29 protein-coding genes are annotated in these 24,364 nt (G+C 65.9%); 15 read left to right on the top strand and 14 right to left on the bottom strand.

Annotation, left to right across the window (positions count from 1 at the left end):
* Positions 1–6 precede the first annotated feature (6 nt).
* The 3 genes from ACFSCW_RS01695 to ACFSCW_RS01705 are packed head-to-tail and all read left to right on the top strand — an operon-like array spanning position 7 to position 3,570.
* On the top strand, positions 7–1,662 hold the full coding sequence (locus tag ACFSCW_RS01695) for an NAD+ synthase (protein WP_380886237.1): 1,656 nt from the start codon (positions 7–9) through the stop codon (positions 1,660–1,662).
* Positions 1,662–2,999, top strand: a complete 1,338-nt coding sequence (gltX, locus tag ACFSCW_RS01700) for a glutamate--tRNA ligase (protein ID WP_380886239.1) — start codon at positions 1,662–1,664, stop codon at positions 2,997–2,999. Before ACFSCW_RS01695 ends, gltX begins: the two co-directional genes overlap by 1 nt.
* A complete protein-coding gene (locus ACFSCW_RS01705) occupies positions 2,992–3,570 on the top strand; it encodes a thymidine kinase (RefSeq protein WP_380886241.1) in 579 nt (192 codons plus the stop codon). The genes gltX and ACFSCW_RS01705 overlap by 8 nt, the downstream gene beginning before the upstream one ends.
* 9 nt (positions 3,571–3,579) lie before the next feature.
* Here the strand turns inward: ACFSCW_RS01705 and ACFSCW_RS01710 are convergent, their stop codons facing one another.
* Positions 3,580–3,750, bottom strand: coding sequence for a hypothetical protein (locus tag ACFSCW_RS01710; protein WP_380886243.1), 171 nt, complete (start codon positions 3,748–3,750; stop codon positions 3,580–3,582).
* Positions 3,751–3,950: 200 nt separating this feature from the next.
* Here ACFSCW_RS01710 and ACFSCW_RS01715 point away from each other — a divergent pair, with 200 nt between their 5' ends.
* Both ACFSCW_RS01715 and typA read left to right on the top strand, forming a co-directional pair.
* A complete protein-coding gene (locus ACFSCW_RS01715) occupies positions 3,951–4,307 on the top strand; it encodes a hypothetical protein (RefSeq protein ID WP_380886245.1) in 357 nt (118 codons plus the stop codon).
* Positions 4,308–4,410: 103 nt separating this feature from the next.
* Positions 4,411–6,231, top strand: coding sequence for a translational GTPase TypA (typA, locus tag ACFSCW_RS01720; RefSeq protein ID WP_380886247.1), 1,821 nt, complete (start codon positions 4,411–4,413; stop codon positions 6,229–6,231).
* Here the strand turns inward: typA and ACFSCW_RS01725 are convergent.
* The 5 genes from ACFSCW_RS01725 to ykgO form a co-directional block, all read right to left on the bottom strand.
* Positions 6,228–6,686 carry a DUF3828 domain-containing protein gene (locus ACFSCW_RS01725; RefSeq protein WP_380886249.1) on the bottom strand — a complete coding sequence of 153 codons (459 nt, stop codon included), beginning with the start codon at positions 6,684–6,686 and terminating at the stop codon, positions 6,228–6,230. The genes typA and ACFSCW_RS01725 overlap by 4 nt on opposite strands.
* Positions 6,683–7,084 carry an EVE domain-containing protein gene (locus ACFSCW_RS01730; RefSeq protein ID WP_380886251.1) on the bottom strand — a complete coding sequence of 134 codons (402 nt, stop codon included), beginning with the start codon at positions 7,082–7,084 and terminating at the stop codon, positions 6,683–6,685. The genes ACFSCW_RS01725 and ACFSCW_RS01730 overlap by 4 nt, the downstream gene beginning before the upstream one ends.
* 5 nt (positions 7,085–7,089) lie before the next feature.
* The gene (locus ACFSCW_RS01735) at positions 7,090–8,457 is read right to left on the bottom strand and encodes a serine hydrolase domain-containing protein (protein ID WP_380886253.1); all 1,368 of its coding nucleotides are present in this window, start codon (positions 8,455–8,457) and stop codon (positions 7,090–7,092) included.
* 97 nt (positions 8,458–8,554) lie between these two features.
* The gene (locus tag ACFSCW_RS01740; protein WP_380886255.1) at positions 8,555–9,163 is read right to left on the bottom strand and encodes an HAD family hydrolase; all 609 of its coding nucleotides are present in this window, start codon (positions 9,161–9,163) and stop codon (positions 8,555–8,557) included.
* A 4-nt stretch (positions 9,164–9,167) separates the two neighbouring features.
* The gene (ykgO, locus tag ACFSCW_RS01745) at positions 9,168–9,293 is read right to left on the bottom strand and encodes a type B 50S ribosomal protein L36 (protein WP_095998341.1); all 126 of its coding nucleotides are present in this window, start codon (positions 9,291–9,293) and stop codon (positions 9,168–9,170) included.
* 142 nt (positions 9,294–9,435) lie between these two features.
* On the opposite strand from ykgO, the gene ACFSCW_RS01750 reads away from it, so the two are divergent.
* The 3 genes from ACFSCW_RS01750 (at position 9,436) to gpmA (ending at position 11,939) form a co-directional block, all read left to right on the top strand.
* Positions 9,436–10,014, top strand: coding sequence for a DUF4136 domain-containing protein (locus ACFSCW_RS01750; protein WP_380886258.1), 579 nt, complete (start codon positions 9,436–9,438; stop codon positions 10,012–10,014).
* The gene (locus ACFSCW_RS01755; protein ID WP_380886260.1) at positions 10,011–11,129 is read left to right on the top strand and encodes a M14 family metallopeptidase; all 1,119 of its coding nucleotides are present in this window, start codon (positions 10,011–10,013) and stop codon (positions 11,127–11,129) included. Before ACFSCW_RS01750 ends, ACFSCW_RS01755 begins: the two co-directional genes overlap by 4 nt.
* 123 nt (positions 11,130–11,252) lie before the next feature.
* The gene (gene gpmA, locus ACFSCW_RS01760) at positions 11,253–11,939 is read left to right on the top strand and encodes a 2,3-diphosphoglycerate-dependent phosphoglycerate mutase (protein ID WP_380886263.1); all 687 of its coding nucleotides are present in this window, start codon (positions 11,253–11,255) and stop codon (positions 11,937–11,939) included.
* 33 nt (positions 11,940–11,972) lie between these two features.
* Here the strand turns inward: gpmA and ACFSCW_RS01765 are convergent, their stop codons facing one another.
* Complete coding sequence (locus ACFSCW_RS01765; protein WP_380886265.1) at positions 11,973–12,479, bottom strand: hypothetical protein; 507 nt, start codon at positions 12,477–12,479, stop codon at positions 11,973–11,975.
* A 3-nt stretch (positions 12,480–12,482) separates the two neighbouring features.
* Positions 12,483–13,742 carry a phosphoribosylamine--glycine ligase gene (gene purD, locus ACFSCW_RS01770; protein ID WP_380886268.1) on the bottom strand — a complete coding sequence of 420 codons (1,260 nt, stop codon included), beginning with the start codon at positions 13,740–13,742 and terminating at the stop codon, positions 12,483–12,485.
* On the opposite strand from purD, the gene xseA reads away from it, so the two are divergent.
* The 3 genes from xseA to ACFSCW_RS01785 are packed head-to-tail and all read left to right on the top strand — an operon-like array spanning position 13,741 to position 16,189.
* Entirely contained in the window at positions 13,741–15,123 is a 1,383-nt protein-coding gene (gene xseA, locus ACFSCW_RS01775; protein ID WP_380886270.1) for an exodeoxyribonuclease VII large subunit, read from the top strand. The two genes, purD and xseA, sit on opposite strands and share 2 nt — an antisense overlap.
* Positions 15,124–15,140: 17 nt before the next feature.
* Positions 15,141–15,341: a DUF2093 domain-containing protein gene (locus ACFSCW_RS01780; RefSeq protein WP_380886272.1), complete on the top strand. Its 201-nt coding sequence runs from the start codon at positions 15,141–15,143 to the stop codon at positions 15,339–15,341.
* The gene (locus ACFSCW_RS01785; protein ID WP_380886274.1) at positions 15,338–16,189 is read left to right on the top strand and encodes a M23 family metallopeptidase; all 852 of its coding nucleotides are present in this window, start codon (positions 15,338–15,340) and stop codon (positions 16,187–16,189) included. The genes ACFSCW_RS01780 and ACFSCW_RS01785 overlap by 4 nt, the downstream gene beginning before the upstream one ends.
* On the opposite strand, the gene ACFSCW_RS01790 is transcribed toward ACFSCW_RS01785, so the two are convergent.
* From ACFSCW_RS01790 to pyrE, 6 genes are read right to left on the bottom strand one after another with little or no spacing between them, the layout of a single operon-like run.
* Complete coding sequence (locus ACFSCW_RS01790; RefSeq protein ID WP_380889981.1) at positions 16,186–17,205, bottom strand: AI-2E family transporter; 1,020 nt, start codon at positions 17,203–17,205, stop codon at positions 16,186–16,188. The genes ACFSCW_RS01785 and ACFSCW_RS01790 overlap by 4 nt on opposite strands.
* 38 nt (positions 17,206–17,243) lie before the next feature.
* Entirely contained in the window at positions 17,244–18,131 is an 888-nt protein-coding gene (gene lepB / locus ACFSCW_RS01795; RefSeq protein ID WP_380886276.1) for a signal peptidase I, read from the bottom strand.
* On the bottom strand, positions 18,128–18,529 hold the full coding sequence (acpS, locus tag ACFSCW_RS01800) for a holo-ACP synthase (RefSeq protein WP_380886278.1): 402 nt from the start codon (positions 18,527–18,529) through the stop codon (positions 18,128–18,130). Before acpS ends, lepB begins: the two co-directional genes overlap by 4 nt.
* Positions 18,526–18,834: a hypothetical protein gene (locus tag ACFSCW_RS01805; RefSeq protein WP_380886281.1), complete on the bottom strand. Its 309-nt coding sequence runs from the start codon at positions 18,832–18,834 to the stop codon at positions 18,526–18,528. Before ACFSCW_RS01805 ends, acpS begins: the two co-directional genes overlap by 4 nt.
* Positions 18,831–19,550, bottom strand: coding sequence for a pyridoxine 5'-phosphate synthase (locus ACFSCW_RS01810; RefSeq protein WP_380886283.1), 720 nt, complete (start codon positions 19,548–19,550; stop codon positions 18,831–18,833). The genes ACFSCW_RS01805 and ACFSCW_RS01810 overlap by 4 nt, the downstream gene beginning before the upstream one ends.
* Entirely contained in the window at positions 19,550–20,131 is a 582-nt protein-coding gene (gene pyrE, locus ACFSCW_RS01815) for an orotate phosphoribosyltransferase (protein ID WP_380886285.1), read from the bottom strand. The genes ACFSCW_RS01810 and pyrE overlap by 1 nt, the downstream gene beginning before the upstream one ends.
* Before the next feature lie 164 nt (positions 20,132–20,295).
* On the opposite strand from pyrE, the gene coxB reads away from it, so the two are divergent.
* The 4 genes from coxB (at position 20,296) to ACFSCW_RS01835 (ending at position 24,342) form a co-directional block, all read left to right on the top strand.
* Positions 20,296–21,378, top strand: a complete 1,083-nt coding sequence (gene coxB / locus ACFSCW_RS01820) for a cytochrome c oxidase subunit II (RefSeq protein ID WP_380886287.1) — start codon at positions 20,296–20,298, stop codon at positions 21,376–21,378.
* 4 nt (positions 21,379–21,382) lie between these two features.
* Positions 21,383–23,056 (top strand): cytochrome c oxidase subunit I, encoded by a 1,674-nt coding sequence (ctaD, locus tag ACFSCW_RS01825; protein ID WP_380886289.1) that lies wholly within the window; start codon positions 21,383–21,385, stop codon positions 23,054–23,056.
* Positions 23,057–23,306: 250 nt separating this feature from the next.
* Entirely contained in the window at positions 23,307–23,750 is a 444-nt protein-coding gene (locus ACFSCW_RS01830; protein ID WP_380886291.1) for a response regulator, read from the top strand.
* A gap of 58 nt (positions 23,751–23,808) precedes the next feature.
* A complete protein-coding gene (locus tag ACFSCW_RS01835) occupies positions 23,809–24,342 on the top strand; it encodes a manganese efflux pump MntP (protein ID WP_380886293.1) in 534 nt (177 codons plus the stop codon).
* The last annotated feature ends 22 nt before the right edge of the window (positions 24,343–24,364 follow it).

Genomic DNA, 24,364 nt, shown 5'->3' on the forward strand with positions numbered 1-24,364 from the left:
GCAATCATGACCGACCGGCTCCGTATCGCTCTCGTCCAGATCAGCCAGCGCATTGGCGACATCGCCGGCAATGCCGACAAGATGCTGGAATGGCGCGGCAAAGCCGAAGGCGCGGACCTGGTCGTGTTTCCCGAGCTCCAGCTGATCGGCTATCCACCCGAGGATCTGGTGCTCAAGCCCGCGCTCCACACGCGCGCCGCCGAGCATCTGCAGCGCCTCGCCGCGGCGACGGCCGATGGCGGCCCGGCGATGATCGTCGGGTCCGTGCTCGCCGAAGACGGCAAGCTCTTCAACACGCTGAACCTGCTCGACGGCGGCCGCATCGTTGCTTTCACGCGCAAGCACGAGCTGCCCAATTACGGCACTTTCGACGAAAAGCGCTGGTTCACGCCCGGTCCGCTGCCGCAGCCGATCGAATGGCGCGGCGTGAAGCTCGGCCTGCCGGTGTGCGAGGACATCTGGTTCTCGCCCGTGTGCACGCACCTGAAGGAACAGGGCGCCGAAATCCTGATCTCGCCGCACGGCAGCCCGTACGAGATCGACAAGGACGATCTGCGCACCGGCGAGGTTGCCGGCAAGCGCGTCGCCGAGACCGGCTTGCCGCTCGTCTTCCTGAACCGCGTCGGCGGCCAGGACGAAGTGGTGTTCGACGGCGCTTCCTTCGTACTGAACGGTGACGGCACTCTCGCTCACCAGCTTCCCGACTGGGAGGAAGCACTGGTGCTGACCGAGTGGGAGCGTGGGGCCGGGGGCTGGCGCTGCGCTTCAGGCGAGATCCACGCGCTCGATCCCTATCCGGCCGATGCCTATCACGCGATGGTGGTCGGCCTGCGCGATTACGTGAACGCCAACCGCTTTCCCGGGGTGGTGCTGGGCCTGTCGGGCGGCATCGACAGCGCGCTGTCCGCCGCAGTGGCCGTCGACGCGCTGGGCAAGGACCGGGTGTGGTGCGTGATGTTGCCGTCGCGCTTTACGTCGAAGGAGTCGCTGGACGATGCCGCCGCCTGCGCGCGCATGCTTGGCGTGCGGCTCGATACCGTGCCGATCGAGCCGGCCGTCGGCGCGTTCGGATCGATGCTTGCGAAGCTGTTCGCGGAACGCCAGCCGGACCTGACCGAAGAGAATGTGCAGTCACGCATCCGCGGCGTCACGCTGATGGCGCTCAGCAACAAGTTCGGCCACATGCTGCTCACCACCGGCAACAAGAGCGAGATGTCGGTCGGCTATGCGACCATCTATGGCGACATGGCCGGCGGCTATTCGGTGCTGAAGGACGCCTATAAGACGACGGTCTTCGAGCTCTGCCGCTGGCGCAACGCCAATCGCCCGGCTTTGGGGCTTGGGGGCGATGGGCCAGTGATGCCGCAGCGCGTGATCGACAAGCCACCCAGCGCCGAGCTCCGCGCCGACCAGAAGGATTCGGATTCGCTTCCGCCCTACGACGTGCTCGATCCGATCCTGCACGGGCTGGTCGAGGAGGAGTTGTCGGTCGATGCGGTCGCGTCGCGCGGCTTCGATCGCGACACGGTCGCCCGCATCGAGCGGCTGCTCTACGTCGCCGAATACAAGCGCCGCCAGGCTCCCCCGGGAGTGAAGCTCGGCAAGCGCAATTTCGGCCGGGACCGCCGCTATCCGATCACCAACGCGTTCCGGACGGCCTGATGAGCGTCGTCACGCGTTTCGCGCCGTCGCCGACCGGCCGCGTCCATGTCGGCAACTTGCGGACTGCGCTCCACAATTGGCTGTTCGCGCGGCAGCAGGGCGGCCGCTTTCTGCTTCGCATCGACGACACTGATCAGGCGCGGTCGGAGGAAAGGTTCGTCACCGCGATCCGGGCCGATCTTCAGTGGCTCGGTCTCGATTGGGACGGCGAGGTACGCCAGTCGGAACGGTTCGGGCTTTACGAAGAGCAATTCGCAAAGCTTCGTGCCACAGGGCGGGTCTATCCCTGCTACGAAACTCCGCAGGAGCTGGAGTTGAAGCGCAAGGTGCAGCTCGGCCGTGGGCTGCCGCCGGTTTACGACCGCGCCGCGCTGAATCTGACCGATGCCGATCGTGTGAAGCTGGAAGGCGAGGGCGTGCAGCCGCACTGGCGCTTCAAGCTCGACCATGACGCGCCGATCGTCTGGGACGATCTGATCCGCGGTCCCCAGCGCTTCGACCCTAAGCTGATGAGCGATCCGGTGGTGCGCCGGGCGGACGGGTCTTGGCTGTACCTACTGCCCTCGGTCATCGACGATATCGACATGGGCATCAGCCATGTCGTGCGCGGCGAGGACCATGTTTCCAACACCGCAGCGCAGGTGCAAATGTTTCAGGCCCTGGGAGCCTTGCCGCCAGCCTTCGCCCACGAGGCGCTGCTGACCGGCTCCGCAGGCAAGCTCTCGAAGCGGCTGGGCGCGACCGATGTCGATCACTGGCGCGAGACCGGCACCGAGCCGCTGGCGCTGGCGGCGAAGCTGGCGCGGATCGGCACCAGCCTGCCCGTCGAGCCAGTCACGACGATGACGCCGCTGCTCGAGCGTTTCGATTTCGCGAGCTTCGGCCGCGCGCCGGCGCGGTTCGACGAAGCGGAACTGGCGAAGCTCAACGCGCAGACCGTGCATCTGATGAACTACGATCAGGTTGCCGAGCGTCTCCCCGCCGGCATGGATGCGCGCGCCTGGGAGGCAGTCCGGCCCAATCTCGAGCGCGTGGCGGACGCTGCCGACTGGTGGCACGTCGTCGAAGGGCCGGTCGATGCCGAAACGGCGGAAGAGGATCGCGATTTCCTGCGAGCGGCAGTCGATGCGGCGCGGACAATTGATTGGGGGGGCGACCCATGGCACGCGCTCACCGGCGCGCTCAAGGAAAGCACCGGCCGCAAAGGCAAGCCCTTGTTTCTCCCCCTCCGCCGCGCGCTCACGGGACGCGAGCACGGCCCCGACATGGCCGCGCTCCTTCCCCTGATCGGCCGCGACCGCGCGCTTGCCCGGCTGGAGGCGGCTGCGCATGGCTAAGCTCTATTTCTACTACGCCTCGATGAATGCGGGGAAATCGACCACGCTGCTGCAGGCCGATTTCAATTATCGCGAGCGCGGCATGCACACGATGCTGTTCACCGCGGCAATCGACGACCGCTATGAGGCCGGCGTCATCACCTCGCGCATCGGCATCGAGGCTGAGGCAAACGGCTTCGATCCCGACACCGATATGCGCGCGGTAATCGACGCGCAGCACGCCGCCACACCGCTCGCCTGCGTGCTGATCGACGAGGCGCAGTTCCTCACCCGCGACCAGGTTCTGCAGCTCGCCAGCGTCGCCGACGAGATCGGCATCCCGGTCCTGGCCTATGGCCTTCGCACCGATTTCCGCGCCGAATTGTTCGAGGGAAGCAAATGCCTGCTCGCGCTCGCCGATGTGCTGGTCGAGCTGAAGGCTGTGTGCGCCTGCGGGCGCAAGGCGACGATGAACCTGCGCATCGATGCGAAAGGCGATGCCGTCCGCGAGGGCGCGCAGACGGAAATCGGCGGCAATGACCGCTATGTCGCGCTCTGCCGCCGCCACTTCATGGAGCAATGGCGGGGCTGAGGCGCCCCGTTATTTCGTCTTGCCGGCGTCGACGCGGACGAAATGGCAGACGGTTTGCTTTTTCGCGATCAGGCCGACGCGCGTGTCGAAAATCGAGCGGCAGACCCGCTTCTGCTCCGGCTGAGCCGGCGCCTCCTGGACCTGCGCCACCTCGACAGGCGCAACCGTGGCGCTTGCCATTTGCTGAGGGGCAACCGCCTGAAGACCAAAGAAGAGTGCTGCAATCATATACGACCTCCCTTGCTGCAATGCAGCAGATCATGCCGTAAAATGTTGTGCAAGTGCGAATTGGAGGTGCCAAATTGCACGTTTTGCACTTCTCCTATCGACAAAGGCACCTAAATGTTCTCGAATATTCCACACTGTTGGTGAGTGAGCGTATGCAGCAAAAATTGGGAGTCGGGGTGCGAAAGAGCCTGGGCGTGCAGCCCGGGCGTGCGGTCGTCGCCGCAGCCATGCGCAACCGCCGCTGCCTTCGTGGCCGCTACAATGGCGGCTCCGTCGTGCTGGCACCCTACCTGCTGTATGAGCGGCACGAGATCCCGCATCTCGCCGCGCTCACCGTCAGCCGCGACGGGAAGGTCGGTCGAGCCGAGAAACTGTCTGTGTACCGATTGCCGGGTTTGACGGATCTCGAACTGACCGGCGAGCTTTTCGAGCCGGTTCCCGAGATGCTGGAAACCCATCAGCACCCGATCGACGTGCTGCTTGGATCGGCGCTGGGCGCAAACGACTAGGCCCTGAAGGACGGCGCCGGAGGCGTCGTCACTCGACCCTTCCCGCATCGCGGCAATTGCGCTAAGGGCGCCGCCAACTCCCGCTTCGCTATCAGGATTTCCAATGAGCCTCCGCAACGTGGCCATCATCGCGCACGTCGATCATGGCAAGACCACGCTGGTCGACCAGCTTTTCCGCCAGTCCGGCACTTTCCGCGAGAATCAGCGCGTCGAGGAACGCGCGATGGATTCTAACGACCTGGAGAAAGAGCGCGGGATCACCATCCTCGCCAAGTGCACCTCGGTCGATTGGCATGGCACGCGGATCAACATCGTCGACACGCCCGGCCACGCCGATTTCGGCGGCGAGGTGGAGCGCATCCTGTCGATGGTCGATGGCGTCATCCTGCTGGTCGATTCGTCCGAAGGCGCGATGCCGCAGACCAAGTTCGTCACCGGCAAGGCGCTGGCGCTGGGCCTCCGCCCGATCGTCGTCGTCAACAAGATCGACCGCTCCGACGCCCGCGTGCAGGAAGTGCTCGACGAAGTGTTCGACCTGTTCGTGAGCTTGGAGGCTAGCGACGAGCAACTCGACTTCCCCGTCCTCTACGCCTCGGGCCGCAACGGCTATGCGTCGGAAGACCCCGAAGCGCGCGAAGGCACGCTGGAGCCGCTGTTCGAAAAGATCGTCGCACACGTCCCGCCGCCGTCGGCTGATCCGGACGGGCCGTTCAAATTCCTGGTCACGCTGCTCGACCGCGATAATTTCCTTGGCCGCATTCTGACCGGGCTGGTGTTCTCGGGGTCCGTGAAGACCAACATGCCGATCCACGCGCTCGACGCCGATGGCAACGTTGTGGAAACCGGGCGCGCGTCCAAGATCATGTCCTTCCGCGGCCTTGAGCGGGTGCCGGTCGAAGAGGCCAATGCCGGTGACATTATCTCGATCGCTGGCCTGACCGTAGCAACCGTCGCCAACACGATCGCCGATCCGTCGGTGAGCGAACCGCTGCACGCCCAGCCGATCGACCCGCCGACACTGTCGATGCGCTTTGCCGTGAACGACAGCCCGATGGCGGGCCGCGAAGGCACCAAGGTCACCAGCCGAATGATCCGCGACCGGCTGCTCCGCGAGGCGGAATCGAACGTCGCGATCAAGGTCACCGAAAGCGCCGACAAGGATTCGTTTGAAGTCGCCGGTCGCGGCGAGCTTCAGCTCGGCGTGCTGATCGAGACGATGCGTCGCGAAGGCTTCGAGCTCGGCATCAGCCGCCCGCGCGTGCTGTTCCGCGACGGTCCGAACGGCCGCGAGGAGCCGTATGAGACCGTCGTCATCGACGTCGACGAGGAGCATTCGGGCACCGTCGTCGAGAAGATGTCGATCCGCAAAGCCGAGATGACGGACATGCGTCCCTCAGGCGGCGGCAAGACCCGCATCACTTTCTCGGCGCCGTCGCGCGGCCTGATCGGCTATCATGGCGAGTTCCTGTCGGACACGCGCGGCACCGGCATCATGAACCGGCTCTTCGAGAAATACGGCCCGTACAAAGGCGCGATCGAGGGCCGCAAGAACGGCGTGCTGATCTCGAATGGTTCCGGCGAAGCGAATGCCTATGCGCTGAACGCGCTGGAGGAACGCGGCATCCTGATGGTCGCGCCGGGCGATCCGCTCTACGAAGGCATCATCATCGGCGAGAACGCGAAGCCGGACGACCTCGAGGTCAATCCGATGAAGGCGAAGCAGCTCACCAACTTCCGCGCGAGCGGAGGCAAGGACGACGCGATCCGCCTGACCCCGCCGCGCCGGCTGACGCTCGAACAGGCGATCGCCTATATCGACGACGACGAGCTGGTCGAAGTGACGCCGAAGAGCATCCGCCTCCGCAAGCGCCACCTCGACCCGCACGAACGCAAGCGCGCCAAGCGCGTGGCGGAGGCGGCCTAACGACGGACGCCGGCCTGGTTCGACCGGGTCAGTGCATTTAGGAGGCTCGGCTCGGAAGGGGAGGCGATGTCGTCGACCCGCCACACTCTTCCGGTCGGAACGAGCTTGAGACGCAGGCTGCGTGGTCGCGGTTCGCCTAAATCGATCGAAACGATGACGTCGGTCCCACCTCGGCCGCGCACCACTTTTGTAACGCGCGCCTTCAATCCACTCGCATCCTGGCAGTCGCAAAGCGGGTCGCCATCCAGATAACCCACTTCGCCCTGTGCGAGGCGAGCGTCCTCGGCGATGGCGGCGGACAGTCGTGGAGAGAAAATCGCAGCCTTGTGATCAAGCGGACTGAAGCGCGGGTCCGAGTAGCCGGCATAGACCCGAGTGACGAAGCGGATCGGCGTCTCGCGAGCAGCGGAGGGCGGGAGGAGCGCTGCCGCGGCAAGGAGGCCGGCGCGGATCATCCCCTCGCCATCTCCAAAATCACGGCCCACTCCTCCTCGCGCAGCGGCGTGACTGACAGGCGCGATTGTCGGAGCATTTCCAGCTTCGCCAAGCGCGGTTCGGCCTTCATTTCCGCAAGCGTCACCGGGCGCGGCAGTTTCTCCACCGGCTTGACCGCGACCGACGCCCAGTCGCCTTTCTCGCCGTCCGGGCGCCAGGCGCGGGTGATCTCCATAATCCCGATCGCGGCCTTCTCCGTGTTCGAATGATAGAAAAGGGCACGGTCGCCCACAGCCATGTCCTTCAGGAAGTTGCGCGCGGTGTAGTTGCGCACCCCGTCCCATTCGGTGGCGCTGTCGCGTACCAGATGGTCCCAACCGTAAACGTCGGGCTCGGATCGCAGCAGCCAATACGCCATGTTCTTCAGTCCGCCTCGGGATAGATCAGGAATTCCTCGACCTTGCCGCCATTCGGCACGGCCCGCATGCTGATGATGAGCTTCCGGTTCGGATAGCGCACCTCGTACACTTCGGACGTAAAGCCGCCGCGCAGCCGGGTCGGTCGCTTGGCGGCGAAGCTCTGCGGCTCGCCGAGCGGCATCAGGCTGGCGCGGTGATCGGCGAGCACCTGCGGCGTCAGGAACGCGTTGAAATTGTCGGTGAAGGTCGCGCGGTCGGCCTTGCCTTGGCGAAGCTGGTCGAAAATCGCCCGCGCCCGCGTCGTTTCGGGGTCACCGCCCAGGATCATCGCCTCGATGCCGTCGGCGATCGCGTTGTGCGCGTTGCCGAAATCGGCGTTGATCACGACCATCACTGCGGCATGGTCTTCGGGATAGACGCGATTGTCCGTCAAATAACCGACCGCGGCGCCGCCATGCTGCACCCGTTTATGGCCGCGCACGTCATCGAGCGTCACGCCCAGGCCGTAGCTCGAGCCCTTGCCGTTGGTCAGCACGACCTCGCGTTCCTGCTCGGCCCAGCTCGCCGGTTTCAGCAGCGTGCGGTTGATGCGGGCGATGTTCCATTTCGAATATTCGGACGGGGTCGTCAGCAACTGCCCGGCGGCGTAGAGCCAGCCCTCCGCCGGCGCCTTGGCAGGCCGTACCGGCCCCAGCGCAAAGCGCGTGAAAGGCTGCGCGTCGCTGGGTTTGAAGTCGGTGTCCATGTCGCCGACTTTCATGTGCAGCGGCTGGAAGATGCGCTGCTGCAGGAAGCGCATCAGCGGCTCGCCCGAGACTTTCTCGACGATGAGCCCGGCGGCAACGAAGCCGGTGTTCGAATATTGCCACTGGCTGCCCGGTGCGAAGTCGAGCGGCACCTTCGCCCAGCGATCGAGAATGCCATCCGGCGCGGTCGGCTTCAGCATCGCTGAGAACGCGTAATTCTGCGGCCAGAAATCGCGATAGCCGGAGGTGTGGCTGAGAAGCTGCCGGAGCGTGACCTTGTCTGCGTCGGTCAGCTCCGGAAGATATTTCGAGACCTTGTCGTCCAGCGACAGCTTGCCGTCCTCGGCGAGCAGCAGGATCGCGGCCGCCGTGATCTGCTTCGAGACGGAAGCGATCGGATAGGCGGCGGTCGTGGTGGGTGGGGAGGCATCGCCGCGCTGCCGACCATAAGCCTTGGCGAACTGGAGCTTGCCGTCCGTCACCACCGCCACCGATGCAGAGGGCGTGCCCGTGTCCTTCAGCGCCTGCGCGGCGATCCGGTCGATCTGGGCAAGCTGCGCAGGGGTGAGGGGAGTGGCGAGGGCGGGAGTGGCGAAAAGGGCGAGCAGGAGCAGGGCTGGGCGCATGGATTTTCCCGTTTCCCGGCGAAGGCCGGGATCCAGCTCTTCTTTGCAAGATGTGCTCGAGAAGAAAAGAGAGGTCCCGGCCTTCGCCGGGAAACGATCAGAGGAGGCCGAGCAACTCCAGCTCCATTCGCAGCGTCTCCGCATCCCGGAACAGGTGCCCGCGCATGCCGGCCGCCTCGGCGCCGGCCACATTTTCCGCCCGATCGTCGACGAAGATCAGTTCTTCCGCCTTCATGCCGAACCGCTTGAGCGCCAGCTCGTATATCGTGGGCTCGGGCTTCACCATCCGCTCGGTGCCCGACACGACCACGTCGCGGAAATGGTCGAACACCGTCTCGGTCTTGCGAAACGGCTCCCAGAATTCACCGCTGAAATTGGTGATCGCGAACAGCGGCACGCCGCGTGCGTCCAACTCCGCCACCAACTCGGCCATGCCCTCGACCGGACCGCCGACGCTCTCGTTGAAGCGCGGCCCCCAAGCCTCGATCAGCGCGCGATGCTGTGGATGTTCGGCGATCAGCTCCGCGCTGGTCTCGGCGAACGGCCGGCCGGCATCGTGCTGGAAATGCCATTCGTGCGTGACGACGTCGCGTAAGAATACGTCGAGCGCCCGATCGTCGTCGATCAGGCGCTCGTACAGGAACCGCGGGTCCCAGGTGAAGAGGACATTGCCGACGTCGAAAACGACGCCGCGCACTTCCCCCACGGCTTCAGCCCTGGCGGGCCTTGAAGCGGCGGTTCGTCTTGTTGATGACGTAGGTGCGGCCGCGACGGCGGATCACGCGGTTGTCCCGATGGCGGTCCTTCAGGGACTTGAGCGAGTTGACGATCTTCATGGTCTTTATAACCTGGTCCGAATCTGGGCTGAAAAGCGAGGCGCTCGCCTAGTCGAGAGGGGGACGAAGGTCAACCCAAAGCGCGCTTGCAGCTAATTACGCCTTCGATACGTTATGCGCAAAAGACTTGGAGGACAGTGACATGACGCTCCGTCCGCGCATCCTGTTGATGGCTTCGCTGCTGGGCCTGAGCGCCTGCATGACTGCGCCTGCGCCCGTCGAGGTGACACGATTTTCTCTCGGACCAGTAACCGAGCGTGGCACTGTCGCGATCGAACCCGGACCGGGCGCCCCCGCGGGCATGGAGTTCGACGCCTATGCCGGCGCCGTCGCGCGCGAGCTGACTGCTCTCGGTTTCGCGCCGGTGCAAGGCGTCGGCCAGAGTCTCTATGTGGCCGTGGTCAATGTCCGCTCCGGCGCGCGCGAACGGGCGGGCGGACGCTCGCCGGTCTCGATCGGCATCGGCGGCTCGACCGGCGGCTGGCACAGCGGCGTCGGCGGCGGCATCAGCTTTGGGCTGGGCGGCGGGCGTGGCGGCCTCGTCGTCGGCACCGAACTGTCTACGCAATTGAAACGTCGGTCGGATCAGAGCGTCGTCTGGGAAGGCCGCGCGCGCGGCGAAGCGTCGGAGCGCGATTCGGGCGCTTTGCCGGGCCGGCTGGCGAATGCCCTGTTCAAGGGCTTTCCGGGAGAGTCGGGCCGCACTATCAGCGTGCCATGACCTTCAGCATCACAAGCGCTTTTGACAGCGGTAACATACGCGTCGTCAAGATCGACGGGACCGAAGCGGATCTCGAGATCGAGACCGATCACGGCTCCGATTTTTACCAGTGGTTTCACTTCCGCGTCGGCAACGCCGCGGGCCGCGAGCTGACGCTGCGCATCACCAATGTGGCCGGCTCCGCCTATCCGCTGGGCTGGCCGAACTATCGCGCGCGCGTCTCCGAGGATCGCGACACCTGGGCGCTCGCCGACACCGATTTCATCGATCAGGTGCTGACGATTCGCGTGCGCCCCCAGGGCAATGCGCTGTGGGTCGCCTATTTCGCGCCTTATTCGATGGAGCGGCATTACGATCTGGTCGCGCGCATGGCGGCAAAGCCCGGGGTCACCCAGCGCGAGCTGACCAAGACGCTCGATGGCCGTCCGCTCGACTGCCTGACGATGGGCGAGGGGGCGAAGCAGGTTTGGCTCTACGCCCGCCAGCATCCGGGCGAGAGCATGGCCGAATGGTGGATGGAAGGCGCGCTCGAAAAGCTCACCGACCCGAACGATGCGACCGGGCAGAGCCTGCGCGAAAAGGCGACGCTCAACATCGTGCCGAACATGAACCCGGACGGCAGCTTTCGCGGTCATCTGCGCACCAACGCGGTCGGCGTGAACCTCAATCGCGAATGGCACGCGCCGTCGGAAGACCGCAGCCCGGAAGTGCTCGCGGTCCGCAACGCGATGGACGCCACCGGCGTCGACTTCGCGATGGACGTGCATGGCGACGAGGCGATCGCCGCCAATTTCCTCGCCGGCTTCGAAGGCATCCCGTCGTTCAGCGCCGACAAGGGGGCGCTCTACAACCGCTTCCGCGACACCCTCGCCGAGCGCACGCCCGATTTCCAGGTGGCCAAGGGCTATGAGGTCGCGCCGCCGGGCAAGGCGAACATGTCGATGTCGACCACCCAGCTTGCCGAGCGCTACGGCGCGGTGTCGATGACGCTCGAAATGCCGTTCAAGGATCACGACGACAATCCGGACCCCCAGTTCGGCTGGTCGCCCGAGCGCTGCAAGAAGCTCGCGCACGCCTGCCTCGACAATCTCGCCGCGATGATCGATCTGCTGTGAACTAATCTCCCGCACCGTTCGGCCTGAGCCTGTCGAAGGCCTCCCTTCTTTTTCCGCACCAGAAGAAAGGGAGGGCTTCGACAAGCTCAGCCCGAACGGAGTTTGGGGTCACCAGGAGCCCAAATGCCCACGCTCGTTCTGATCCGTCACGGCCAATCGGCCTGGAATCTCGAAAACCGCTTCACCGGCTGGTGGGACGTCGACCTGACCGAGAAAGGCGCGGCCGAAGCGAAAGCGGCAGGCGAGCTGCTTGCCGCGAAAGGCCTGGATTTCGACCGCTGCTTCACCAGCTATCAGACCCGCGCGATCAAGACGCTCAACATCGCGCTGGAAGCGATGGGCCGGCTTTGGCTGCCCGTCGATAAGCATTGGCGGCTGAACGAGCGCCATTATGGCGGGCTGACCGGGCTCGACAAGGCGGAGACGGCGGCGAAACATGGCGATGCCCAGGTGAAGATCTGGCGCCGCAGCTTCGACGTGCCGCCGCCGCCGATCGAGGCGGGCAGTGCGTTCGATCTGTCGGGCGACCGCCGCTATGCCGGCGTGCAGGTGCCCGCGACCGAGAGCCTGAAGGATACGATCGCCCGCGTCCTGCCCTATTGGGAACAGACGATCGCTCCCGCGCTTCTAGCCGGCGAACGGGTGCTGATCTCCGCCCACGGCAATTCGCTCCGCGCGCTGGTCAAGCACCTGTCGCACATCCCGGACAGCGAGATCACCGAGCTTGAGATCCCGACCGGCCAGCCGATCGTGTACGAGCTGAACGAAGCGCTGGAAGCACAGGATCGCTATTATCTGAGCGAGCGGTAGTTCAACCCTCTCCCCGTTGGGGCGAGGGTTATTTCACCCCAGCTTCCCGAACTTCGCTTCATACCCCGCCGTGTCGCCGGCCGCGAGCAGCCGTGCCTGCTCGACCCACTGGTCGCGGGCGATGCGGCCCTTGAACGCGCCGAGCTGCGCGTCGACCCGCTCCACATCGGCATCGGTCCACGCCGCGATCTGGTCGTAGCGGGTGACGCCCAGACCATTCAGAAGTGCTGCGACCTTGGGGCCGACGCCCTTCATGCGGGTTAGCTCATCGGCGGGTCCAGCCGGGATGGCGTGGATCGGCTCGACCAGTGCTTCCGGCTCGGGCGGCAGCGGCGCGGGTTCCATGACCGGAGGCGTATCGACCGGCGCTACGGCAGGGCCGACTACGACCGGCGAGACTTCCTCGCGTCGTTCGACCGGAGTCGCCGGCTTATTCGCTTCGACGCGCTTGCCGCTGTTGCCGACCAGCCACCAGAGCGCGATCAGCAGCACGACGATGCCGACGACGATCAGAACCCAATTCTGTTCGAGCCATTCCATGGTTCAGCCCCTCTCTTTCGTTTCGCGCGCGACTTCGCGCCAGCCTATGTCGCGGCGGCAAAAGCCGCTCGGGAAGCGGATGCGATCGACGGCTGTATAGGCCGCATGCTGTGCCCAGCGCACCGTCGGCCCCTCGGCCGTCACCGCCAGTACGCGCCCGCCCGATGCGACCAGCCTGCCGTCCTGCTCCTTGGTGCCCGCCTGGAACACGATCGTGCCCGCCGCTTCGGCATCGTCGATGTCGTCGATCTCGCCGCCCGTCTCCGGCGTGCCGGGATAGCCCCTGGCCGCCATCACCACCGTCAGCGCGACCCGGTCTGAGAAGCGCACGTCCGCGCCTTCGAGCTTGCCTTCGGCGCAGGCCAACAGCAGCTCCAGCAGATCGCTTTCCAGCCGCGGCATCAGCACCTGGCATTCGGGATCGCCGAAGCGAGCATTGTATTCGATCAGCTTGGGGCCCGTCGGTGTCAGCATGAGTCCGGCATAGAGTACGCCCACGAACGGCGTTCCCGCCTCGGCCATCGCCTTGACCGTCGGCTCGACGATCTCGCGCATCGCCTGCCGCTCCAGCGCCGGCGTCAGCACGCGAGCCGGCGAATAGGCGCCCATGCCGCCGGTGTTCGGCCCCACGTCGCCGTCGCCGACACGCTTGTGGTCCTGCGCCGATCCGAACGGCACGACCGTCGTGCCATCCGACAGCGCAAACAGGCTCGCTTCCTCGCCGTCGAGGAACTCCTCGATCACCATCGGCCCGTCGGCGGCACGGATCGCCTGCTCAGCTTCCTCGCGCGTGCTCGCGATCACGACGCCCTTGCCGGCCGCCAGTCCGTCCGCCTTGATCACCACCGGCAGCCCGAACGGCGCGAGCCGGGCGAGGCCGTCCTCCGCATGCTCCGCCCGCACATAGCCCGCGGTTGGAATGCCGGCGTTCGCGCAAAGGTCCTTGGTGAAACCCTTCGATCCTTCGAGCTGGGCCGCGGCCCTGCCCGGGCCGAACACCGGCACTCCGGCCGCGCGCAGATCGTCGGCCAGCCCGGCCACCAGCGGCGCTTCGGGACCGATCACCACCAGCCCGATCTGCTGCCGGCGGCAAAAGCCGATCACGGCCTCATGATCGGCCACATCCATCGCGACCAGCTCGGCGTGGCGCGCGATGCCCGGATTGCCGGGCGCGGCGAACAGCTTGCCCAGCCGCGCGCTTTGCGCCAATTTCCAGGCCAGCGCATGCTCGCGCCCTCCCGAACCGATCAGCAGGACGTTCATGGCTTCAGGATTCTCCCAAACGGCGGCGCCCGATACGGCGGACGCGCGGCTGTTAGCGGACAGTCAGCCGGGCGACAACGCGCCCGCGCTCAGCGTGTCGGAGCTGGCGTTTGCGCTGAAGCGCGTGGTCGAGGACAGCTTCGGCCTGGTGCGGCTGCGCGGCGAGATCAGCGGCTACAAGCGCGCCGCCTCGGGCCATGCCTATCTGACGTTGAAGGACGACAAGGCCTGCATCGACGCGGTGATGTGGAAAGCGGGCGTCGCCTCGCTCCCCTTCCGACCCGAGGACGGGATCGAGGTGATCGCGACCGGCAAGCTCACCACCTATCCCGGCCGCTCCAAATACCAGATCGTGATCGAGCGGCTGGAGCTCGCCGGCGAAGGCGCGCTGACGCTGCTTCTCGAAAAGCTGAAGGCAAAACTCGGCGCCGAGGGGCTGTTCGAGAGCGCGCGAAAGAAGAAGCTGCCGTTCCTGCCGCAGCGAATCGGCGTCGTGACATCACCGACGGGCGCGGTGATCCGCGACATCCTGCACCGGCTGGAAGATCGCTGCCCGACGCATGTGCTGGTCTGGCCTGTGCTGGTGCAGGGGCAAGGCGCGGCGGACCAGGTCGCGGCGGCGATCGGCGCCTTCTGCCGGATGCCGGACGGACAGCGGCCGGACCTCATCATCGTCGCGCGCGGCGGCGGCTCGATCGAGGACCTCTGGGCGTTCAACGAGGAAGTGGTCGTCCGCGCCGTTGCCGGCTGCACGATCCCGATCATCTCCGCGGTCGGACATGAAACCGACACCACGCTGTGCGACTATGCCGCCGACGTCCGCGCGCCGACGCCGACCGCCGCGGCCGAGATGGCGGTGCCGGTCCGGGCCGAGCTCCGCGCCTATGTCCGTGACCAGGGCGCGCGGATGGAACGCTGCGCGCGGCGCTATCATGAGCGCGGCGCCGAGCGGCTGAGCGGCCTCGCGCGGTTGCTGCCGACGCCGGCCTCGCTGCTCGACCCACAGCGCCAGCGCGTCGACGACTATGGCGAGCGGCTGCGGCGCGGGCTCGGCCGGCGCGTCGCCGATGCGCGCGGCGAACTGGCGCGGGCCGGCGGCGCGCTGCGCCCGACCTTGCTCGCGACCAAGCTCGACCGCGCCCGCGATCGGCTGCAGTCGGTGTGGCGGCTGGCGCAGTCGGTGAACCCTGAAAACCTGCTCGCCCGCGGCTATGCCTGGGTCGAGGGCCGGGCCGGCGGCGTCGTCACCAGCGCGGCGCAGGCGCGGACGGCCGCCGCCTTGCGCCTGCATTTCGCCGACGGCACGGTTGACGCGCGCATCGAACGCGCCACATCTGGCGCGAAGCGCGAGGCGCCGCCCAGCCAGCCCTCGCTATTGTAAGAAGGTCGTCCGTTCCGATGCTGATGTTCAACCGCAGCCAGCCCGCCCGGCTCCATTATATGGCGAACGGTTTCCGCGTGCTTTCGCAGGGCGATCACGTCGTCTGCGCGGTGTCGGGCGAAAAGATCCCGCTCGATGCGCTGCGTTACTGGTCGGTCGTTCGGCAGGAAGCCTATGCGACCGCCGAGATCGCCACTCAGGCGCTTGCCAAGAAGTGAAACGCGCGCTCCTGCCGCTCGCGGCGCTGGTTTCGATCGCTGCCGGGCCTGCCGATGATTTCCACCTCTTCGGAAAGATCGAGCAGGGCGGCGTCGCCTATGGCACCGCACCGACCGGAACAGTGAGCCTGACGCTGGCGGGCCAGCCGGTCCCGCTCGCGCCGAACGGCCGCTTCATGCTCGGCTTCGACCGCGACGCGCCGGCGAGCGCCACGCTGGAGGCGCGCAACGTCGCAGGCGCGGTCACGACGCAAACGCTGCAGATCGCGCCACACGCCTGGCGGCTCGAGAAAGTCGACGTGCCGAAGCGGCCGGGCGTCACCAACGAGGAATTCGAAAAGCTCCGCGCGCCGGAGATCGCGCGCATCAACGCCGCGCGCGCGGTGAATGCGCAAAGCGAGGGCTGGCACCAGCATTTCGTCTGGCCGGCGCAGGGCCGCATCAGCGGTGTGTTCGGATCGCAGCGTATCTATCGCGGCGGAGAGCGCGGCGACTATCATGCGGGCGTCGATATTGCAGGCGGGGCGGGGGCGCCGGTCACGGCGCCGGCGGACGGCGTGGTCGTGCTCGCGGCGGACAAGCCCTTCACGCTGGAAGGCAATCTGCTGATCATCGACCACGGCATGGGGCTGAACAGCGCGTTCCTGCACCTCTCGCGCATCGACGTAAAGCAGGGTGATCATGTGAAGAAGGGCCAGCTGATCGGCGCGATCGGCAGCTCCGGCCGCGCAACCGGTCCGCACCTTCACTGGGCGCTCAAATGGAAGGACGCGCGCATCGATCCGATGGCGCTCACCGGAGCGATGCCCGGCCAGGATCTGAGCAAAGTGCCGGTGGTGACGAACTAGCCGCTGGCCGCTGCCTTTTCCTCTTCGCGCTCCGATCCGCGTTCCAGCGCGACCTTGATCATCGCGGTCAGCGAATCGGCGAGCAGCAGGCCCATGAAACCGAGCAGCGAGCCCAGCAGGATCTGCGCGCCCAAGGTGATCGCGGGCGGCATGTCCACCGTCTTCCGTGCGACATAGGGCAGCATCACATAACCGTCGAAATTCTGGATCGCGAAATAGGTGACGATCGCCCAGACGCCGGTATCGACGCCGGCGCTGAAGCCCACCGCGACCATCAGCACGCCGCTCGTGAACGCGCCGATATTGGGAATGAAGGCGAGCAGACCTGTGAGGATGCCGAGCAGCAGCGCCATCGGCACGCCCCCCAGGCTCAGCGCGATCCAGGTCAGCGCCCCTTCGAACACCATGCCCGCCAGCCGCCCTGCCATGAGTCTCCGCAAGGTGTGCGCCATCCGCTCGATCGTGATCTGCGTATGAGCGCGGGCGCGAGTCGGGACGAGCCAGGCGAGCCCGCGCTGATAGAGGCGGGGCTCCAGCGCGATGAACAGGCCGAAGGCGACCACCAAGACGACGCTGGACACGACGCCGAACACCGTCCCGACATAGCCGGTCAGCTTTCCCACCGATCCGACGAGCTGGCGGCCGAACGTCATCAGGTCCGAATCGGCGGCAATGAAGCCCATGCCCGACAGCCAGTGCACGAAGCGCGTGCCTTGCACCTGCAGCGTCACTTGCAGCTGCGCCCATTGTGCTGCGATCTGGACGCCCGTCATGTAGAAGACGCCGGAGACGAAGGCGATCGCCAGGAGCAGCACGATCGCGATCCGCAGCCAGCGCGGTACGGGCAGCACGCGGCCGAGCAAGCGCGCCCCGCCGTCCAGCATCGCCGCAAAGACGAGCCCGGCGAACAACAGCATCAGCGGCTGGATCAGCAGCACGACCAAGGCGATGCCGATCGCGAGTCCGAACCAGACGCTCGCGCGCTTCAGCTCCGCCCGCACGAGCGGGTCGCGCATTTCATTGGGAGCGGCGGCCGTGACGGGCGCCGGCTCGATCACTTGGCGTCAGCTTCCTGCGGATGCAGCGACGTGCCGGCGCGGCCCGAGCGCAGCGCCTCGATCCAGCTCAGCGGATTGTACCACTGGGCCGTGCCGTCGAGCGAGAAAGTGATGAATTCGGCGCGGCCGCCGATATTTTCCCACGGCACCGGCCCGCCCAGGCCGCCTTCGATCAGCGGCACGCGGCTGTCGGCCGACCGGTCGCGATTGTCGCCCATCAGGAACAGGTGCTCGGGCGGAATGGTGAGCGGCGGGAAGTCGTCGGTGCGGCTCGCGCCCAACTCGATCGTGTCATAGCTCCGGCCGTTGGGAAGCGTCTCGCGCACGATCGGCAGTTCGCAATAGGGCTTGCCATCGGGGCCTGTGGTGAGCCGGCCCGGGAAGGTCATGTCGCTGCACGGGGCGTTCTCGTCGACCGCGACCAGCCGCGGCTTCGGCAGGGTGCGCTTCACCGGCACGCCGTTGATGATCACGGTGCCGTTGCGCATTTCCAGCCGGTCGCCCGGCAGGCCGATCACGCGCTTGATATAATCCTGCTTTTCGCCCGGCGGCGAGACGATGACGACGTCGCCGCGCTCCGGCATCCGCCCGAACAGCCGGCCGTGCATATAGGGCAGCAGATGGAAGGTCGGGGAGACGAACGACCAACCATAGGGGTATTTGGTGACGACCAGCCGGTCGCCGACCAGCAGGCCCGGCATCATCGATTCGGAGGGGATGTAGAAAGGCTTGGCGATGAAGCTGTGAAAGCCGAGCACGGCCAGAACCAGCCAGAAAATGCCTTTCGCTTCGGCTGCCCAGTCGGTGCCTTTCTTGGCTACCGGTTCGGTTGGGGGCGTCGCGCTCTCGACCTTGTCGCCTTCGTTCACGTCAATCCCTCTCACAACGGCACCGCCTCGATGATGACGAACGCCTGTGCCCAGGGATGATCGTCGGTCAATGTCAAATGTATGTGCGCCTTGTGCCCCGGCGGGACAAGCGCGTCGAGCGCGGCCTTGGCGCCGCCTTCCAGCTTTAGTGTCGGCGCCCCTGACGGCGCATTAACGACACCGATGTCCTTCATGAACACGCCGCGCCTGAAGCCGGTGCCGACCGCCTTGGAGAAAGCTTCCTTGGCGGCGAAGCGCTTGGCGTAGGTTCCCGCCCGCGTGAACGGCCGCCGCGCGGCCTTGGCGCGCTCAGTATCGGTGAACACGCGCTTCTCGAACCGTTCGCCGAATCGGTCGAGCGAGTTCTGGATCCGCTCGATATTGCAGAGATCGGAGCCAAGGCCGACGATCATAGGAAATGCGGACCAAGAAGCAGTGCAAACACCAATAGCAGGCTCGCGAGCGGGATGAGCAGCAGCAGGTTGGCAGCCCGAACAGCGCCTGCGCGCCATCTATCGCCGCTCGCTATCCAGGCAGTGAAGGCGATCAAAGGCTGTAATGCGGCTAAGGTCCAGACAATCAAAGAAATGTCGGGGTCCCAAAGCCCCATGAACGCATACAATCCCACATATAGCGCGATGAGACCTACAGGGATGTTGATCAGCCACAGGAGCAACCGAGACCAGCGGAAAGGGGTGCGTGCTTGGACGTAGCTCACCGCGCGCTCTCCATCAGCGCCTTCATCCGGCGGACGCTTTCTTCCAGGCCGATGAAGATCGCTTCGCCGATCAGGAAATGGCCGATGTTCAGCTCGGCGATCTGCGGAATGGCAGCGACGGGGACGACATTGTCGAAGGTGAGGCCGTGCCCCGCGTGGGGCTCGATGCCGTTCTTGGTCGCGAGCGCCGCGCAATCCGCGATGCGGCGCAATTCCTCGGCGCGGGCTTCGCCCTCGCGGTGGGCGTAGCGCCCGGTGTGGAACTCGACGACCGGCGCCTTCAGCTTGATCGCGGCGTCGACCTGGCGCGGGTCCGGCTCGATGAACAGGCTGACACGGATGCCGGCGGCGGACAGCCGCTCGATCATCGGACCCAGCGTGTCGCGATGCCCGTCGGCGTCGAGCCCGCCCTCGGTCGTCCGCTCCTCGCGCTTTTCGGGCACGATGCAGGCGGCGTGGGGCCGGTGACGCAGCGCGATGTCGAGCATCTCGGGCGTCGCCGCCATTTCGAGATTCAGCGGCAGCTCGATCGCCCCCATCAGCCGCGCGATATCGTCGTCTGTGATGTGCCGCCGATCCTCGCGCAGATGCGCGGTGATGCCGTCCGCGCCCGCCTCCGCCGCCAGCTTCGCCGCCGCGACCGGATCGGGGTGCGCGCCGCCGCGCGCGTTCCGGATCGTCGCGACATGGTCGATGTTGACGCCGAGCCTCAGCATTAGGCGGCGCGGCTCCCTGGCTTGATCGCAGGGATCGCGGCCAGCTCCGGCGGCAATTTGTCGGCCTCGTAGCTCGGCACGTCGATGCGGATCAGCGGATAAAAGGGGACGCCGAGGTCGGCCTTGCCGTTGGAGCGATCGACCAGCGCGGCCGCTGACACGACTTCTCCACCGGCTGCGCGAATCGCGGCGATCGCTTCACGCGACGACAGTCCGGTCGTGACCACATCCTCCATCATCAGCACTTTTTGTCCCGGCGACAGCCGAAAGCCGCGGCGCAGCTCGAACGTGCCGGTCGGGCGTTCGAGGAACATCGCGTCCACGCCCAGCGCACGGGCGACTTCCTGGCCCGCGATCACGCCGCCCATCGCCGGCGACACCACCGCTTCAATGGATTTGCGCACCGAATCGGGGAGCCTTGCCGCGAGCGCTTCCGCCAGCCGCGCACCGCGCGCCGGGTTCATCAGCACGCGCGCACATTGCAGGTATCGAGAGCTTCTGAGGCCCGAGGACAGAATGAAATGTCCTTCCAGCAGCGCTTCCGCCGCTCGGAATTCCGCCAGCACCTCGTCGTCGGTCATGGCCGTGCGCCCTAGGGGACAGGGCAGAAATAGGCAATCCGCACGCGCTGCCTTCAACCGCTTGAGAGAGCGGAAAGTCGCGCCTATAAGCCGCGCCAAATCGCACCCGCACGCTCGTTCTGGGCGCGCGCGCCTGCACCCGGGGAATGGAAAACAGGACGCCTATGAAGCTCGCAAAAACTCTTCTGCTTGCGTTGGGGCTGGCGCTCGCGCCCGCCGCCGTGCACGCGCAGGCCGCGCCCAAGCAGGATGCGAACACCACGGTCGCCGTCCCGCCGCAGACCAAGGAAAGCGCCGCCCAGCCGGACGTGGCAGCCACCGCGGCGTCTGTGAACATTCCCTCGGTCGAGCCCATCGCCGGCATCGGCATGCCGACCAACGAGCGCATCCACCTACAGGATCAGGTCACGCCCAACGGCCGCAAAGCGCTGTGGATGCACGACTATATTCTGGTGCCGATGATGCTGATCATCTCGGCGCTGGTGCTGTTCCTGCTGCTCTGGGTGATCCTGCGTTTCCGCCGTTCCGCCAACCCGACGCCGTCGCGCACGTCGCACAACACGGTGATCGAGGTGATCTGGACCTTGGTTCCGGTGCTGATCCTGGTCGCGATCGCGGTGCCGTCGATCAGCCTTCTCGCCGCGCAGTTCAAGCCCGCGGGCAAGGACGCGCTGACCGTCAAGGCGACCGGCAACCAATGGTATTGGACCTATAGCTATCCGGACAATGGCGGCTTCGAGATCGTCTCGAACATGCTGCAGGACAAGCCGGCGCCGGGCGGCCGTGCGCGGCAATATGCCGACGGGCCCCGCCTGCTCGCCGTCGACAACCGGCTGGTCATTCCGGTCAACCGCGAAATCCGGCTGATCACCACGTCGAACGACGTGATCCACAGCTTCGCCGTCCCCGCCTTCTGGGCCAAGATCGACGCGGTCCCCGGCCGCATCAACGAGATCAGCTTCAAGGTGGAAAAGGAAGGCGTGTATTTCGGCCAATGCTCCGAGCTGTGCGGCGCGCGCCATGGCTTCATGCCTATTTCGGTCGAGGTCGTCTCGCCCGAGAAATTCGCGGCTTGGGTGAAGTCGAAGGGCGGCACGATGCCTGGCGAAGCGAAGCCGATCGCGGCGGCTCCTCCGGCCACAGCGGCAACGCCCGTCGCTTCGACCACCGGCACCGACACGCCGACGCCCGGCACTGCAACGCCTCCCGCCACCAACCAGGCGGCTCCCACCAGCGGGACGAACTAAGACCATGACCGACATCGCAGCCACGCCGTCCGAGTTTCACGCGGACCACGCGCATCATCACGACGCCGACCATAAGCCGAGCTTCTTCGCTCGCTGGTTCATGTCGACCAATCACAAGGACATCGGCACGCTTTATCTGATCTTCGCGATCATCGCGGGGATCATCGGCGGCTCGATCTCGGGCCTGATGCGGGCCGAGCTCGCCAATCCGGGCATCCAGTATCTGCAGACCTGGGCGCAGATGATGGGCGAGAAAAACGCCACGATGGACCAGGCCTATCACCTGTGGAACGTGCTGATCACGGCGCACGGCCTGATCATGGTGTTCTTCATGGTCATGCCGGCGATGATCGGCGGCTTCGGCAACTGGTTCGTGCCGATCATGATCGGCGCGCCGGACATGGCGTTCCCGCGCATGAACAACATTTCGTTCTGGCTGCTCGTCCCGGCGTTCATCCTGCTTCTGGGCTCGACTTTCGTGCCCGGCGGCACCGGCAATGGCGCGGGCACCGGCTGGACGGTCTATCCGCCGCTTTCGACCACGGGCTCGCAAGGCCCGGCCGTCGACATGGCGATCCTGTCGCTCCACCTGGCGGGCGCGAGCTCGATCCTCGGCGCGATCAACTTCATCACGACCATCTTCAACATGCGCGCCCCGGGCATGACGCTGCACAAGATGCCGCTGTTCGTCTGGTCCGTGCTGGTGACCGCCTTCCTGCTGCTGCTGGCGCTGCCGGTGCTGGCCGCCGCGATCACGATGCTGCTGACCGACCGCAACTTCGGCACGACCTTCTATGATGCGTCGGGCGGCGGCGATCCGGTCCTCTACCAGCACCTGTTCTGGTTCTTCGGCCACCCCGAAGTGTACATCATGATCTTGCCGGGCTTCGGCATCATCAGCCAGATCATCGCGACGTTCAGCCGCAAGCCTGTTTTCGGCTATCTCGGCATGGCCTATGCCATGGTCGCAATCGGCGTGATCGGCTTCGTCGTGTGGGCGCACCACATGTTCACGACCGGCATGAGCGTGAACACCAAGATGTACTTCACCGCCGCGACGATGGTGATCGCGGTGCCGACCGGCATCAAGATCTTCTCGTGGATCGCGACCATGTGGGGCGGCTCGATCAGCTTCAAGACGCCGATGCTGTGGGCGCTGGGCTTCATCTTCATGTTCACCGTCGGCGGCGTCACCGGCGTGCTGCTCGCCAATGGCGGCATCGACGACGTGATGCACGACACATATTATGTGGTCGCTCACTTCCACTACGTGCTGTCGCTCGGTGCGGTGTTCGCGCTGTTCGCCGGCTTCTACTATTGGTTCGGGAAGATGAGCGGCCGCGAATATAACGAGCTGCTCGGCCAGATTCACTTCTGGGTGTTCTTCGTCGGCGTGAACGTGCTGTTCTTCCCGATGCACTTCCTGGGCATGCAGGGCATGCCGCGCCGCTACCCGGATTATCCGGACGCCTTCGCCTATTTCAACCATATGGCCTCGGTCGGCTATGTGATCATGGCGGCCAGCATGGGCGTGTTCTTCGTGAACGTGATCTGGTCGCTGTTCGCCGGCCGCAAGGCGGAAGCGAATCCGTGGGGCGAAGGCGCGACGACGCTCGAATGGACGCTGTCGAGCCCGCCGCCCTTCCACCAGTTCGAGACTTTGCCCAAGATCGATTGAGCCGGAGCGAGGGCCGCAGCGATGCGGCCCAGTTCGGCGGCGAAGCAAAGCCGAACGCGAACGGCCGGCCGGCGCGGCAAGAAGCCGCGGCCGACGACGAGATGGGACTTGCTCCCGCCTCGTTGCGTTTGGGCGCACGCTCCATCATTTTCATCGCTTCTATATGTCGAGAAGCCGACATAAAGGTTGACCGCGCGCCTGCGATGGCGTTGACGAGAACTCGTCATGCACATGAATCGAAAGTCGAATCGTGCTGCGCGCATCGCTCGACATTGAAATGGCCGGGCTGCTCGACGGTCTGTGCGTCCTTATTGCCGAGGACGAGCCGCTGATCGGTCTGTCGGTCGAAGAATCGATCCGCAACGCCGGGGGCGATACGGTACTCGTCCAGAATGATCGCGCCGCTTATGCGGAGCTCGAGGCCCGCGCCGGCAAGCTCCACATGCTCATTCTCGACGTGAACCTGGGCGAGGGCACCACCGGTTTCGACATCGCCCGCTTCGCTCGCCGCCTCGATCCCGACATCGCGGTCGTCTATCTGAGCGGCGGCCCGGAGGAATGGGCGGCCTGGTTCGGCGTCGAGGGTGCCGCGTTTCTCGGTAAGCCCATTTCCGAGATGAGGCTGCTCGAGACGATCGCGCGCTTGACGGGCCGAGGCGCTGCGCCGAATGCGCCAATGCCGCGTCCGGCCTGACCCTTCTTCCGCCGAGTCCTTCTTGTCGCCATTCGCCGTCCTCGCGCTCGCCTTGAGCATGTCGGCCGATGCCTGCGCGGCCGCGATCTGCCGCGGCGCTGCGCACCGGCCGAGCGTTCCGCAAGCATTGCGCGCAGGAGCCGTCTTCGGAATCATCGAGACGCTGACGCCTCTGATCGGCTGGGCCATCGGTCTCGTCGCGGCGGGCTATGTTGAATCGGTCGACCATTGGATCGCGTTCGGCCTGCTCGGCATCGTCGGCGGCAAGATGCTGCTCGAATCCTTCGGCGAGCGCGAAGACGATGCCGAACCGAAAGGTGGGCTGGTCACGTTGGTCATGACCGCGATCGGCACCAGCATCGATGCGGCGGCGGTGGGCGTCAGCTTGGCACTTCTCCACGTCAACATCGTCGCGATCGCGCTTGCGATCGGCATGGCGACGTTCGTGATGAGCACGCTCGGCATGTTGCTCGGCGCGCAGCTCGGCATGCGATTCGGCGCCTGGGTCGAGCGGTTGGGCGGCCTGACGCTGATCCTGATCGGCACTGCGATCCTGCTCCAGCACACCGGGTGGATTCCCGGCAACCTGTAAGGCCCCCCGCCCGCCGCTTCCC

Source organism: Sphingomonas tabacisoli (assembly GCF_042678385.1).
In the GTDB taxonomy this organism is placed as follows: Bacteria; Pseudomonadota; Alphaproteobacteria; order Sphingomonadales; family Sphingomonadaceae; genus Sphingomonas_B; species Sphingomonas_B tabacisoli.

What these genes read in the sequence shown, in the direction of transcription:
- gpmA (WP_380886263.1), top strand. Translation starts at nt 11,253, where the DNA reads ATGCCCACGCTCGTTCTGATCCGTCACGGCCAATCGGCCTGGAATCTC.
- ACFSCW_RS01715 (WP_380886245.1), top strand. Translation starts at nt 3,951, where the DNA reads ATGCAGCAAAAATTGGGAGTCGGGGTGCGAAAGAGCCTGGGCGTGCAG.
- typA (WP_380886247.1), top strand. Translation starts at nt 4,411, where the DNA reads ATGAGCCTCCGCAACGTGGCCATCATCGCGCACGTCGATCATGGCAAG.
- ykgO (WP_095998341.1), bottom strand. Translation starts at nt 9,293, where the DNA reads ATGAAGATCGTCAACTCGCTCAAGTCCCTGAAGGACCGCCATCGGGAC.
- pyrE (WP_380886285.1), bottom strand. Translation starts at nt 20,131, where the DNA reads ATGACCGACGACGAGGTGCTGGCGGAATTCCGAGCGGCGGAAGCGCTG.
- ACFSCW_RS01810 (WP_380886283.1), bottom strand. Translation starts at nt 19,550, where the DNA reads ATGCTGAGGCTCGGCGTCAACATCGACCATGTCGCGACGATCCGGAAC.
- ACFSCW_RS01755 (WP_380886260.1), top strand. Translation starts at nt 10,011, where the DNA reads ATGACCTTCAGCATCACAAGCGCTTTTGACAGCGGTAACATACGCGTC.
- ctaD (WP_380886289.1), top strand. Translation starts at nt 21,383, where the DNA reads ATGACCGACATCGCAGCCACGCCGTCCGAGTTTCACGCGGACCACGCG.
- ACFSCW_RS01695 (WP_380886237.1), top strand. Translation starts at nt 7, where the DNA reads ATGACCGACCGGCTCCGTATCGCTCTCGTCCAGATCAGCCAGCGCATT.
- purD (WP_380886268.1), bottom strand. Translation starts at nt 13,742, where the DNA reads ATGAACGTCCTGCTGATCGGTTCGGGAGGGCGCGAGCATGCGCTGGCC.
- ACFSCW_RS01750 (WP_380886258.1), top strand. Translation starts at nt 9,436, where the DNA reads ATGACGCTCCGTCCGCGCATCCTGTTGATGGCTTCGCTGCTGGGCCTG.
- acpS (WP_380886278.1), bottom strand. Translation starts at nt 18,529, where the DNA reads ATGATCGTCGGCCTTGGCTCCGATCTCTGCAATATCGAGCGGATCCAG.
- ACFSCW_RS01780 (WP_380886272.1), top strand. Translation starts at nt 15,141, where the DNA reads ATGCTGATGTTCAACCGCAGCCAGCCCGCCCGGCTCCATTATATGGCG.
- ACFSCW_RS01730 (WP_380886251.1), bottom strand. Translation starts at nt 7,084, where the DNA reads ATGGCGTATTGGCTGCTGCGATCCGAGCCCGACGTTTACGGTTGGGAC.
- ACFSCW_RS01725 (WP_380886249.1), bottom strand. Translation starts at nt 6,686, where the DNA reads ATGATCCGCGCCGGCCTCCTTGCCGCGGCAGCGCTCCTCCCGCCCTCC.
- ACFSCW_RS01710 (WP_380886243.1), bottom strand. Translation starts at nt 3,750, where the DNA reads ATGGCAAGCGCCACGGTTGCGCCTGTCGAGGTGGCGCAGGTCCAGGAG.
- gltX (WP_380886239.1), top strand. Translation starts at nt 1,662, where the DNA reads ATGAGCGTCGTCACGCGTTTCGCGCCGTCGCCGACCGGCCGCGTCCAT.
- ACFSCW_RS01735 (WP_380886253.1), bottom strand. Translation starts at nt 8,457, where the DNA reads ATGCGCCCAGCCCTGCTCCTGCTCGCCCTTTTCGCCACTCCCGCCCTC.
- ACFSCW_RS01765 (WP_380886265.1), bottom strand. Translation starts at nt 12,479, where the DNA reads ATGGAATGGCTCGAACAGAATTGGGTTCTGATCGTCGTCGGCATCGTC.
- ACFSCW_RS01705 (WP_380886241.1), top strand. Translation starts at nt 2,992, where the DNA reads ATGGCTAAGCTCTATTTCTACTACGCCTCGATGAATGCGGGGAAATCG.
- ACFSCW_RS01835 (WP_380886293.1), top strand. Translation starts at nt 23,809, where the DNA reads ATGTCGGCCGATGCCTGCGCGGCCGCGATCTGCCGCGGCGCTGCGCAC.
- ACFSCW_RS01790 (WP_380889981.1), bottom strand. Translation starts at nt 17,205, where the DNA reads ATGCGCGACCCGCTCGTGCGGGCGGAGCTGAAGCGCGCGAGCGTCTGG.
- xseA (WP_380886270.1), top strand. Translation starts at nt 13,741, where the DNA reads ATGGCTTCAGGATTCTCCCAAACGGCGGCGCCCGATACGGCGGACGCG.
- coxB (WP_380886287.1), top strand. Translation starts at nt 20,296, where the DNA reads ATGAAGCTCGCAAAAACTCTTCTGCTTGCGTTGGGGCTGGCGCTCGCG.